Source organism: Chitinophaga sp., from assembly GCF_036566945.1.
Taxonomy (GTDB): Bacteria; Bacteroidota; Bacteroidia; order Chitinophagales; family Chitinophagaceae; genus Chitinophaga.
Genome location: NZ_DATCVJ010000203.1, coordinates 1 through 12,256 on the forward strand (window position 1 = coordinate 1; position 12,256 = coordinate 12,256).

Here is a 12,256-nt window from a genome sequence, read left to right on the forward strand (position 1 = left end):
ACGAAAAAAATAAGTAGCTATTTATGCAGAAACCTTTGCAGCAAATACTATCTTCAATGTTACAAGTGTATATGCGACCCAATAAACCATATCGGTATTTTGCACACCTGGCCGTCTGGATGGCCCTGATACTACTATACACCTATCCATCGATAAAAGGAATGTTGTCCAGTTTTTTGTTATTCAAATGGGTAGCAGTAAAATATGTGATATATGGCTTTATTAATTTTCAGTTGTTTTACCTGCTGGTATTCGTTTTGCTGCCCACCGTGGTGAGAAAGAAGCAGTACCGGCGTATGATCCTGTACACCATTGCATCGGTGCTGGGGTTTTCTGTATTCAAATATCTCATCGGCTATTTTATCTTCCCTGACGAAGTATTGTTCAGGGCTATTCCTTTGAGGATGATGTCATCCATGATTGCACCGGTGAAGCCGATGACGTTCCTGCAATATTTGCCGTTGACCATACAGGTAGGTACCGGTGTGGCGTTGCTGGCGTGTAGTTACCGCCTTTTCCTGGAGTGGCGAAATGCGGTGCCGGAAGACCGGTTGCTGGCCGATACGGCAGCTCATGCCCGCCGCCGGTATGAGCGTATGCAGGAAGGCTCCAGGCAGTTGTTATATAATTTGCAGCAACTGGCGCCGTTATTAGAAGACCCCGCAAAACGTGAAAAGGAAGGTACACGCGCCATGCTGTTGTTGTCGGATTTGTTAAGATATATGTTATACGATAAAGCCCTGGAAAATGAGAAGGTGAGTTTTAAAAAAGAGTTGCTAAATTTTGAACGCTACATAGAATTACGTAACCTATGCCATCCGATGCAATCCATTGTTGTACAGATGACCGGTGATGAACCGGCCGGGCTGGTGGAAGCATTGCGTTTGCAATATCTGACGGAAAAAAAGATGCGTGAATGGCAGGGGATTCCAGGACGGTTGCTGATTACCCTACATATTTCCAATGACACCGTATCCTTGTCTGTGACGCCGGAAAGTTCCACCCGGCATATCTCTCCGGATAAAATAAATATATACCCGGCTAATGCTTAGTATCCGTAAAAATATCATAGAATTTTTTGTGCTGATGCTGGTATGGATGGTATTGGTATATGGACTGAATGTTATCACGGTGGTACATCGTACCTCCCTGGTGATGCAAAATTTTCATATTAATTATGGGCTTTTTGGGATGCTGAACTTCCTGCTGTGTTATGTTTATCTGCGCTGGGTAGTGCCTCCGTTCCTGCAATACAATAATTGGGGCCGGCTTTTGCTCACCGTGATACCCTTAATGACAGGCAGCATTGTACTGAAGTACCTGATAGCCGATACCTTTTTTCGGGATATTATTTTAAATGGAGGCTACCAGGTGGTTAACAAAGAAAAGGTACAGATTTATCAATCTTTTTCTGCTTATTTTATCAGTGGTTTGTGGAGTGGTACCATCATCCTGGTGGCGGCATTTGCTTATTGCTTTTTTATTTTATGGTGGCAGGAAGACAAGCGCCGGGCTATCTTACAGCAACAGCAACTACAGGCGGAATCTGGTTTTCTGAAGATGCAGTTAAATTCTCATTTCCTTATCAACAGTCTTAACAGCATTTATTCGCTGGCGCTGATGGATTCCCCGGAAGTAGTAAGGGCGCATAAAACCCTCACCGACCTGCTGGCCTATATGGTGGATCAGCCACCCGATATTGCCTATCGCGCCCGTATTGCCGACGAGATTCGTTATCTGCAGGACTTCGTAACTTTGCAACGTATTCGTACCGGATGTAATGAAGGCGTGGTGTTTAATTTTCCGGAACAGATGCCTGATAAAAAAGTAGCGCCTTTACTACTGGTACCTTTTATAGAAAATGCGTTTAAGCATGGGGTGAGTAATCGCCCGGAAAAGCCGGTTCGTATTGCATTGGAATGTAATCCGCAACAGCTGGTACTCCGCGTACATAATTATATCTCCGGCCATCAGCGCGATAAAACCGGCGGCATCGGACTGGATAATGTACGGAAGCGCTTACAACTGATCTACCCCGGAAGACATGAATTAGAAGTGGTAGATCTGAAAGATGAATATTATAGTAACTTAGTGATCAACTGGTAATGATATGGCAGTAAAGTGTATAGTGGTAGACGACGAGCCACTCGCGGCACAGGTAATGGTATCCTTCATCAATAAAACGCCGGACCTGCAACTGTTGAAAACATTTCTTCATCCGCAGGAAGCACTGCTTTTTCTGAAACAGGAAAAAGTAGATCTTGTATTCCTGGATATACAAATGCAGGAACTCAGCGGCATTGAATTTATGCAGCTGGCGCCAGCGGGCATACAAATCGTGATTGTATCTGCCTATGATGAATATGCCGTAGAGGGCTTCGATCGCGAGGCGGTAGACTATCTCCTGAAACCCGTATCCTTTGAACGTTTTGCCAGAGCCGTGCAACGCGTGCAGGCAAAAATTACACCCGCCATTTCACAACCTGCCGGCACCGATTATATTTTTGTACGCACCGATAAACGAATTGTAAGAGTAGATGTAAAAGATATTCTTTTTGTAGAAGCCCTGCGTAATTACGTAGCCATACAAACCACCAAACAAAAGATCCTCACCTTGCAGAACCTGCGCAGCTTTGAAGAAATCCTGGCGCCGTTTCGGTTCTTAAGAGTACATAAATCCTATATCATCTCCCTGGATAAAATAGACAGCATAGAACGGCAGCGTATTTTTACGGGTGAGTATAATGTGCCCGTTGGAGATGCGTATATGAAACAGTTTATGGAGGCGATTAATATGCCGAGATGAGTGAGGAGGTATTTAAAAAAGCGCTGAAACCCTGCATTACACAAAGTTCCAGCGCTTTCTTTTCTTACTTCTCCGCCTCATGAATCGCCATCACCGTTTTTATGATTGCATCTGGTGTAACTGAAATACTATCTATGCCCTGTTGTACCAGGAATTTTGTGAACTCCGGAAAGTCCGATGGACCTTGCCCGCAGATCCCTACTTTTACTTTTTGTTGTTTGGCTACTTTAATTAAATGTGCAATGAGCCGTTGTACTGCCGGATTTAATTCATTGTAAAGATTGGCCACCAGGGAAGAATCCCTGTCGAGACCAAGTGTGAGCTGCGTCAGATCATTTGATCCTATCGAGAAACCATCAATGAAAGCGGAAAATTCTTCCGCCATCATAATATTGGAGGGTATTTCTGCCATCAGGTATACTTCCAGTCCGTTTTCGCCGCGGCGCAATCCAAATTCTTCCATGGTAGCCAGTACCAGTTGCAGTTCTTCTACTGTTCTGCAAAATGGAATCATTACGACTACATTTTTAAGTCCCATGGTTTGTCTTGCTTTGAGAATGGCTTTACACTCCAGTTCAAAAGCAGGCTTGTATTGTGGGGAATAGTAGCGGGACGCGCCTCTCCAGCCTATCATCGGATTTTCCTCTGTAGGCTCAAAGTATTTACCGCCTAATAGATTGAAGTATTCATTGCTTTTGAAATCTGAAAAACGTACGATCACTTTTTCAGGATAGAAAGCGGCGGCAATTTTACCTACACCATAGGCCAGTTTATTCACGAAGTAGTCTACTTCATTATCGTGACCTTGTATGAGCTGGGCTATTTTAGCAGAGAGGTCTGCATCCTGTAGTTCTTTGTGTTTTAATAACGCTAACGGATGTACTTTAATGTAGTTGTTGATGATGAATTCTTCTCTGGCTAATCCCACACCTTTGTTGGGCAGGTGAGCAAACTGGAAGGCCATGGCCGGAGAACCTACATTCAGCATGAGTGGTGTACGGATGGCCGGGAGTTTTGACAGGTCCAGTTGTTCTTCCCGGAAAGGCAGGATGCCTTCGTATACAATACCATCGCTGCCTTGTGCGCAGCACACAGTGATTTCCTGATCAATATTTAATTTTTCGGTAGCATCGCCGCAACCAACAATAGCAGGGATACCCATTTCACGGGCTACGATCGCAGCATGACAGGTACGTCCGCCTTTATTGGTGACGATGGCGGAAGCCATTTTCATGATAGGCTCCCAGTCGGGATCGGTCATGTCGGTGACGAGGACATCACCGGGTTTGAATTCGTTGCCGGTAATCAGGCGGTTGTCGAGGGAAAAGAGAATATTTACTTTACCGGCGGCAATTTTATCGCCTACGGCAATACCTTTTAATAGTTGTCTGGCGGTATCGGTATGATCAATGGCATAAGAGGTGATCATGGTATGATCTTTCCGCGAATGAATGGTTTCGGGGCGTGCCTGTACAATGTACAATTCATTGGTGAGTCCATCCACTGCCCACTCAACATCCATCGGGCACCAGCGGCCTTTTTTCTCAGAGTAGTAGGTTTCTATGCAGCGTACCCAGGTGGCCAGCTGCATGATTTGCGCATCACTCAAACAAAAATGTTGCTGTTGTTTTTTTTCTACGGGTATAATCCTGGTTCTTTCATCGCTGCTTTCCCCGTACACCATTTTCTTATCTTTGATGCCCAGTTTTTTTTCTATGATGGGAGTATAACCGGCTTCCATACAGGGTTTGAATACGATGAATTCATCTGGCGATACGGCGCCCTGTACCACCATTTCACCCAGCCCGAAAGAGCCGTTGATCACTACTACTTCTTTGAATCCGGATTCAGTGTCGAGGGAGAAGGCAACGCCGGAAGCACCCAGATCGGAGCGAACCATTTTCTGTACACATACGGATAAGCCTATACTAAAATGGTTGTAGCCGAAGTTCTGCCGGTAGCTGATGGCGCGATCGGTGAAGAGAGAGGCAAAACAGTTTCTTACCGAATCGATTAATGCGGCAGGACCTCTTACGTTCAGGAAGGTTTCCTGTTGCCCTGCAAAAGAGGCGTCTGGCAAGTCTTCCGCGGTGGCGGAGGACCTTACCGCCACATCCGTTTGTTCCTGCCCGTATTGCTGAGATAATTGATGATAAGCCGCAATGATCTGTTCACTCAGTTCGTGTGGGAAACGGGTGCTGCTGATGGCTTGTCTTATTTTCTGTCCCGCTCTGCGCAGGGTAATGATATCGGTAAAGTCAACGGTAGCTACCTGTTCTGCTATAAATGTTTCCAGCCCGCTTTGCTTCATAAAATCGTAATACGCGGTGGTGGTGATGGCAAAACCATCGGGAACAGCTACGCCTACGGAGGTTAGGTTGGCAATCATTTCGCCCAGTGAGGCAGACTTACCGCCTACCAGGGCAATAGCATCCAGGCCCACCGCTTTTAGCGGCAGTACAATACTTTCTCTCATATAGAAATGAGTTTAGTGAATAAAAGAAATGGAAGGGTGGTGTATGTCTTCCAAACGTGGTTTGTGTTCTATGGAAAGCAAATTAGATCATGTGACAATGGAATGACAACAACTTAGTCAAAAGCGAAAACAAAACTAAAAAAGACGGGTTCCACCGACTTTTTTTCCTAAATCAGTAGCAGTATCCCTATTTTTGATAAAAATAGCACAGCATGAGTTTCATACCTGACCAGATTGATATGTGTATAATGGACATATTACAGGAAGACGCCAGAACAACCAATAAAGAGATTGCTTCCAGGTTAGGTAAGTCAGTTACTTCTATCTTTGAAAGGGTAAAGCGACTGGAAGCAGAAGGGTATATCCTGCGTTATATCGCCGTGCTGAATAAAAATAAGCTCGGTAAAAACCTGGTCGCCTACACCAGTGTTACGTTAAAGGAGCATGGGCACGACCGCCTGCCGGCCTTCGAACAAAAGATCAATACCTTTCCGGAGGTAATGGAATGCTATAAAATGAATGGACAGTTTGATTACCTGTTGAAGGTGTTGGTGGCAGATATGGAAGCCTATGAACAATTTAACCTGACTAAATTGTCGAAGCTGGATAATATCTATAAGATCCGCAGCCTGTTTGTTTTAGCAGAGTCTAAGTTTGAAGTGGAGTTGAACCTGAAAACGGGTGAGCAAACTAAACTACCTCATAAAAATAAATAAATTTAAAAAGTGGGGTGTATCATGCAGCGATACACCCCATTTCATTTATCGGTTGCCCAACACCGGGAACTGTGAAATCCGAAGTTTTGTACAGCCATAGGGTACGAGCGTAATTTCTTCTTCCGCACCATCTTCCATTCCATAAGTAATACTGTACGGAATAGGTCCTGTCATCTCATTATATAATTGCCAGGAGGGTATTCTTCTCGCGGTTGTTTTTATGGAGATGGGTACCTGCGCGGAGTACCATGGATTGGCGGGCATCGCTGTGGTGGTTACTACCTTATAAAGATCGGTCAGTTTATTGTTAGGCGTGGCAATGAGGCCATAGTTCCAGGGAGTGGTAGGGCGTACTTCGGTATAGGTGGCGCCATTATCTACCGGATCTTTTGTATTGGTAACTACCTGCGCTGCTTCTCCGATTTTCAATGCATAGGTAATAGGCCCACGTTCTACCGACATCGAATTTTCATACCAGGTATGCTGGAAGATGTGCATCGGCAGCTGTAGCTCTACTACATCGCCCGGTTTCCATTCCCGTGTTATCTTCACCACCTGGTTGCCATCGGCTTCCTGCCATACTTTGCCATTTATTTTGACGGTACCTTTTTTACACCAGGCAGGTATGCGCAGGTGAAAGGGAAAGCTTACTTTCTGTGAAGCACTCAGGGTAAACCGGATACTTTCTTCAAATGGATAATTGGTTTCCTCTTTAAAGGTGACGGGTATTTGCCGGCCTACATATACTTTTACTTCACTGGGCGCATATAGGAGGGCAGCCACGCCACTGTCTGTAGTAGCATACCATAGGTTTTGTGCGAATTTTGGCCAGCCCTGGTGCATATTGGAGGTACAGCATGCATAGCCGGAGAGCAAACCATAACAAAGATCTGCTCCGCTATGATTTACATCAAAATTGCGGATATGCCGGGTAGCCATTACCTGGTTGGCCTGCTGGAAATACTGCCTGGTCATAAAGTCGGCCGAGATCTGTGACGGCAATGCATTGAACGCAATTTTCTCGATCTGATCGGCATACGATACGTCGCCGCTTATTTCGAGTATGCTTTCCAGTGAGAACATCATTTCTACCACACTACAGAGTTCTGCGCCCTGGGTAGGGTTGTTGCCATGCAAGGCTTCGTCGCCGCCCCACATGCCCTGTGCGGTGCCATTGAACTTACGGAGATCATCAAAACCTTTACGGGTAGCTTCCAGGTATTTATTTTCCGGATGCTGCTGATAATAGATCACCGGTTCTTTCATGCCCTGCGCCAGGTTTACGCCATGAATGCTGCCGTTGGTCGAGAGCAGGTCGGTATGTAAAAAGGCATTGGTGTAATCAAATGTTTGTTGATGTATCAAATTGGCCAGGTCCAGCAGAAATTTATCTCCTGTAATATTATACAGCCAATACACCACCATCAGGTTATCTCCCGCGCGGTAGCGCGACCAGAAAGTCCAGTGGTCGAGCGGCTTTTGCGGTAATTCTTTGAGCTGATACCGGAAGTAGTTGGTCAGCAGATGAATCACGCGGGGATCACTGGTGGCATCATAGTATTGTTTTAATACTTTCAGCATAACCATTTTGGGCCACCAGTCATGGCTGTTGTCCCGTTGTATGCCGGGCTCAGAGGCATAGTCTTTTGAAGGTCCGAAATAGCCATCTGCCTGCTGACTTTGCAGCGACCATTCTACCCAGGGTTTTACTTTGGCGATGAGGGCGGTATCTTTCAGCATATAGGCCAATGGTAACAAACCATCTATCCAGTAGGGACCGCGTTCCCATTGGTCGCCGTCACCACCCAGCCAGCCATTACGCTGGTTCATTACGAGTGGGTACAGCTTATCCAGTTGTCCGGTAGCGCCGTTCTTTTGCTGTACCAGCATGTTTCGCAGCCAGCCTTTGGGCGTAATAGCTCCCAACGGGAGCCCGATGTACGGTTTGGCATGAAGCGGCGCGCGGTTCGGGTAATAAGTCGGCGCAGTAGTTTGTTTCTCCTGTGCATGGGCAGAAATGGAAAGGCCCAGCCATATCGTGGAAGCGATAGCAATCAGTTTCATATGCTTTGATAGTCAATCCTGCTAAGATCGGCTTAATATAGGTTGGGAGTTATCGTAATTGACTCAATGTTTCTATGAAATGTATCAATTGAGCGGAAAGGTTAAAGCTGAAAGCAAAAAGCTATTGAAGCGGATAAACAGTGGCCGGTTTTGCAATACCGGATGAAGGAAGATCTTTTGTATGCTTAGTCTGAAAAAAAAATGGGGCTGTTCTTCTTCCTGTTTGGCATCTTATTCATCAGCACAGCAAATGCGCAAACCGTTCCATTCTCCATCGGAGAAGTACAGCAGATCCGGTCAACAGAACTCAACGAAACTCTTCTGGCATAAAATTAATGCCCCCTTGGTAAGTATACCATACATATGTCGCAGTTAAGTTTTTTTGAAGATAATGAGAGCTTACGCTTTCCGGAAAACCTGCTGGATTATTATCCACATTTCCTTGAAGCAGGAGCGGCTATGCAGCTCCTGCATGAATTGATGGCCACGGTGCCATGGCGGCAATCTACTTTAACAATAAAAGATAAAGTGATCCTTACGCCACGACTATTAGCCTGGTATGGAGATGCGAAATACAGTTATCATCTCTCTGAAAAACAATTTGATCCACTACCCTGGACACCGGCGCTGCTGGACTTAAGGCATAAAGTAGAAGATTTCACGCAAATGCATTTTAACAGTGTGTTGTTGAATTATTACCGGGATGGCAATGACTCGGTAGCCTGGCATAGCGATAATGAGCAGGAGTTAGGACAACATCCGAATATTGCCTCCTTAAGTCTGGGGCAGGCGAGAAATTTTGATTTCAGACATAAACAGGATCATCAGCGAAAGTATTCTCTTCAGTTAGGCAACGGTGCCTTGCTGATCATGAAAGGAGACCTGCAGCAACAATGGGAGCATCGTATCCCTAAGTCTGCGCGGCCTTTGCAGCCAAGAATTAATTTAACCTTTAGGATTATTTACTAACAGGAGCGACAAAACTTAAGAAGGCCGTGGCAATTTCCACGCTCTCCTGGTAAGAAATGGGTTTGGTGATAAAAGAGTGGGCGCCCAATTCCATGCATTTTTCTTTTTCAAAAGGATTGATGGAGGTAGAATAAATGATAACGGGAATATTTTTAAAACGTTCATCCTGCTTCAGGCTTCTCAGTGTTTCGGTGCCATTCATCCTGGGCATGTTCAGGTCTAATACAATGAGTTGTGGAACGGGACTAAGCGCTACATCGTCCTGTAGAATGGTAAGTGCCTGTTCTCCGTCTTCTGCAAAACCAATTGTATCTGATGCATTTATGGACTCCATTGAAAACCGAATGATATCCCGGTCATCAGCATCATCATCTACCATGAGAATTTTCATCCGCTTATATTTATACACCTTCGTAGAGTCAAAGCAGATGCCATTAGAATTAATTGTAATTTTAAACCGGTTAATCCTCATCCCTATTGACAACGGCGAAATGAGTAAACCCCAAAGTGTGGAATTACCGCCAAACGGAAGGGTAATAGAATACACGGATTTTAAAACCTTCTTGCAAATACCTAATTTCGTCCCATCTATAAAAACCTGTTTTTATGAATCTATACATGGCAGTAGCATTACCTGTATTCTTCCTGACTTTACAACCTCAGGAGGTTTACAGCAAAGAAAAACCTGTAACCACCTACGCGGCCCCCAAACCTCAATCGCGTATTTCTTTCGGTAGTGGTATCGATCTGATTGTAAAAGGGCTGGGTTTAAATATCGACAACATCCGCTTTATCAAAGCACCTAAAGCCAGCGATTATTTTAAACTGGCCAACGATAAAGCATCTTATGCACAGTCGCTGATCATTGCAGGTAATAACGGCATTGAGTCGGGCCGCGACCGGAATCCGGAATCTTCAGCTACCCGGGAGCAGTTTGCCCTTGCGCTGTATGAAGCCATCACGGCTAAGAACCAGTACCCGGTAAATATGATGTGGCTGATTATTAAGGATGAAAAGTCTTTTACCGGCAATTCACTCAACGCCGTGCAAACACTCATCAAGTTCAAGGTAGTGGCATTGGAGAATGGGAACTTTCGTCCTAAAGCATACATCACAAAATCAGAAGCCACAGCGATGGTGAAGAATGCTGCTGCGTTTATCGCGTCACATAAGGAAACGGCGGGAGAAGGGCAGCCTGCAGCAGGCGGCGTTACGTTTACAGCTACACCGGTAAATGACCAGGTAAATAGTGTGGTGCTTTCTGCTGGCAGCAAGCCTACCGGCGGATATGAGCTGCATATTACCCGTATCGATTTTACCACCGGTAATGAAGCCATCATTCACTATAAACTCAGCGCACCCGCACCCGGTAGTATGAATATACAGGTGATCACGGAGCCCAAAGCGGAAACATTTGTTGGGACTGCTTATAAAGTGACGTTACAAGAGGAGTGAGAATTACGAATTACGAATTACGGATTTGTGGGTAGATAATAGCGGATGTTCTTTGCGTTTACGATCTCCGCTTAAATTCGTAATTCGTAATTCGTAATTCGTAATTCGTAATTCGTAATTCGTAATTCGTAATTCTAAATCCTTTCCACTGCATCCTTTCCTATCACGGTCCAGTCGTCGTTGCCATGGCCTTTCGCGATCCAGCGGTCCATTTCTGTGGCAATAGCGGGTAATAGGGCCAGATGGGTATTGCCTTTTTGTGCAGCATCTATAAACAGCTGTGTATCTTTCCTGGCCATATTCAGTTCCCAGGAAGGATGGCTATAGTCGCCGGCAGTCATTCTTTGCAACCTGGCCGGCAATGCGTTGCCGGGGTTCCAGGCGCCAAAGAGGGCGCTGATATCGCTGACAGGGATGTCCAGTGCTTTGGCGAGGGACATGGTGTCTGCCAGCCCCGCAGTAAGACTTACCAGGAAGCTGTTACCTATCAGTTTCATACCAGCTGCTTTGCCTACGGTGTCGCCAAAATTGATGAGTTGTCCGGTCATTTTAGCGAGTGCCGGGCTTACCTGGCTGATCACGGTTTGATCGCCGGAAACCAGCATATAACCGGTACTGTCTAACGCGTTGGAGGGACCCATGAATACCGGCGCATGTACATACGTAAATCCACGTGCTGCCCATTCTTTGGTTCTGTCTACGGCGCCGTCAGCTGAGGTAGTAGTATGATCAATGATCAGCGCTCCGGGTTTCAATCCTGCTGTAGCCGCCGCCAATACCTCATTTACCGTATGGTCATCTTTCAGTGTCAGATGCACCCGGTCTGCGCCTTTCACGGCTTCGGTTACCTCCGCAAATGCTTTTGCGCCATAGCTTTCCAGTGCAGTGGCTTTAGCGGTAGTACGATTCCATACCTGTACGGATTCTCCTTTACTGATCAGTGCCCTCACGAAATTTGATCCAAGAAGGCCCATGCCTAAGAATGCTATCATAACCTTTTTTCTTTCGAAGGTAGGAAAAAAGTTAAGTATGGTGGGTAGGCTGACTATCAGAAAGGTGCTACTCAATATAGTATGCCCTCACAAAAAAAGCGTAACGGATCATCTCCGTTACGCTCTTCATAGTAGTGGGTATGCATCAGGTCTTTGCTTTTTCAAAGTGCCCGTCGTCACCACTACTGGTATGGTTGGTTTGTAATAAAATCACTACTGGTGTGGTATAATTTTTTACCGGGAGATGAATAAAATAATCATTTTTCCCAATCACTTCCGGTACCAATGCCTGTGCAGGATTTCCAAGCGGTGTTGCCTGCGTGAGCGTAGTTTGCGCTGGTAGTTTTACATGTAGATTACCGGATACCGGTACATTGCATACCACCATGAAAACGCTGTCAGTGCCGGTTTTACGGATGTAATATCCCCAGTCCTGTTTGTCGAATCCGGCATAGCCGCCGCCACGGATGGCTACTCCGTTTACTTTCATCCACTGACCAATTTCCTGCATGCGCTGTACTTCTTCTGTACGGAAGGTACCATCACTTTTAGGTCCGAAGTTGATCACGAAGTTGCCGCCCAGCGAGGTAGATTTCGCCAGCATTTCAATGAGTTCGTTGGACGTTTTTACATGTCCGGCCCATTTGGCGCAATAGCCCCATTGATTTTCCGGAATGGTCATTACACCTTCCCAGTCGTTACCGTGGGTGTCGGCGTATTGCGCTGGCAGCTTGCGTTCCCAGCCTTGTTCGTAGTCGCCCATCATGCGGCCGTTGCT

General features: G+C 45.8%; 12 protein-coding genes. 7 read left to right on the top strand and 5 right to left on the bottom strand.

Annotated features, from left to right (window positions below; all coding sequences use genetic code 11):
* Window positions 1-56: 56 nt before the first annotated feature.
* From VIP81_RS05760 to VIP81_RS05770, 3 genes are read left to right on the top strand one after another with little or no spacing between them, the layout of a single operon-like run.
* The gene (locus VIP81_RS05760; protein ID WP_331957519.1) at window positions 57-1,052 is read left to right on the top strand and encodes a hypothetical protein; all 996 of its coding nucleotides are present in this window, start codon (window positions 57-59) and stop codon (window positions 1,050-1,052) included.
* The gene (locus VIP81_RS05765) at window positions 1,045-2,106 is read left to right on the top strand and encodes a sensor histidine kinase (RefSeq protein WP_331957520.1); all 1,062 of its coding nucleotides are present in this window, start codon (window positions 1,045-1,047) and stop codon (window positions 2,104-2,106) included. Before VIP81_RS05760 ends, VIP81_RS05765 begins: the two co-directional genes overlap by 8 nt.
* Before the next feature lie 4 nt (window positions 2,107-2,110).
* On the top strand, window positions 2,111-2,806 hold the full coding sequence (locus VIP81_RS05770) for a LytTR family DNA-binding domain-containing protein (protein ID WP_331957521.1): 696 nt from the start codon (window positions 2,111-2,113) through the stop codon (window positions 2,804-2,806).
* 64 nt (window positions 2,807-2,870) lie between these two features.
* Here the strand turns inward: VIP81_RS05770 and ppsA are convergent, their stop codons facing one another.
* Window positions 2,871-5,282, bottom strand: coding sequence for a phosphoenolpyruvate synthase (ppsA, locus tag VIP81_RS05775; RefSeq protein WP_331957522.1), 2,412 nt, complete (start codon window positions 5,280-5,282; stop codon window positions 2,871-2,873).
* Between the two features lie 212 nt (window positions 5,283-5,494).
* On the opposite strand from ppsA, the gene VIP81_RS05780 reads away from it, so the two are divergent.
* Entirely contained in the window at window positions 5,495-5,998 is a 504-nt protein-coding gene (locus VIP81_RS05780) for an Lrp/AsnC family transcriptional regulator (RefSeq protein WP_331957523.1), read from the top strand.
* A 45-nt stretch (window positions 5,999-6,043) separates the two neighbouring features.
* Here the strand turns inward: VIP81_RS05780 and VIP81_RS05785 are convergent, their stop codons facing one another.
* Entirely contained in the window at window positions 6,044-8,062 is a 2,019-nt protein-coding gene (locus VIP81_RS05785; protein ID WP_331957524.1) for a beta-L-arabinofuranosidase domain-containing protein, read from the bottom strand.
* Between the two features lie 201 nt (window positions 8,063-8,263).
* Between VIP81_RS05785 and VIP81_RS05790 the strand changes: the two genes are divergently transcribed.
* Together VIP81_RS05790 and VIP81_RS05795 are read left to right on the top strand one after the other, a co-directional pair.
* Window positions 8,264-8,392 (top strand): hypothetical protein, encoded by a 129-nt coding sequence (locus tag VIP81_RS05790; RefSeq protein WP_331957525.1) that lies wholly within the window; start codon window positions 8,264-8,266, stop codon window positions 8,390-8,392.
* A 33-nt stretch (window positions 8,393-8,425) separates the two neighbouring features.
* Window positions 8,426-9,031 carry an alpha-ketoglutarate-dependent dioxygenase AlkB gene (locus tag VIP81_RS05795; protein WP_331957526.1) on the top strand — a complete coding sequence of 202 codons (606 nt, stop codon included), beginning with the start codon at window positions 8,426-8,428 and terminating at the stop codon, window positions 9,029-9,031.
* Here the strand turns inward: VIP81_RS05795 and VIP81_RS05800 are convergent.
* The gene (locus tag VIP81_RS05800; protein WP_331957527.1) at window positions 9,021-9,422 is read right to left on the bottom strand and encodes a response regulator; all 402 of its coding nucleotides are present in this window, start codon (window positions 9,420-9,422) and stop codon (window positions 9,021-9,023) included. The genes VIP81_RS05795 and VIP81_RS05800 overlap by 11 nt on opposite strands.
* 215 nt (window positions 9,423-9,637) lie before the next feature.
* Between VIP81_RS05800 and VIP81_RS05805 the strand changes: the two genes are divergently transcribed.
* Window positions 9,638-10,486, top strand: a complete 849-nt coding sequence (locus VIP81_RS05805; RefSeq protein ID WP_331957528.1) for a protease complex subunit PrcB family protein — start codon at window positions 9,638-9,640, stop codon at window positions 10,484-10,486.
* Window positions 10,487-10,620: 134 nt separating this feature from the next.
* Here the strand turns inward: VIP81_RS05805 and VIP81_RS05810 are convergent, their stop codons facing one another.
* Complete coding sequence (locus tag VIP81_RS05810; protein ID WP_331957529.1) at window positions 10,621-11,478, bottom strand: NAD(P)-dependent oxidoreductase; 858 nt, start codon at window positions 11,476-11,478, stop codon at window positions 10,621-10,623.
* A 145-nt stretch (window positions 11,479-11,623) separates the two neighbouring features.
* On the bottom strand, window positions 11,624-12,256 hold a 633-nt coding region (locus tag VIP81_RS05815; RefSeq protein ID WP_331957530.1), incomplete at its 5' end, for an alpha-L-fucosidase.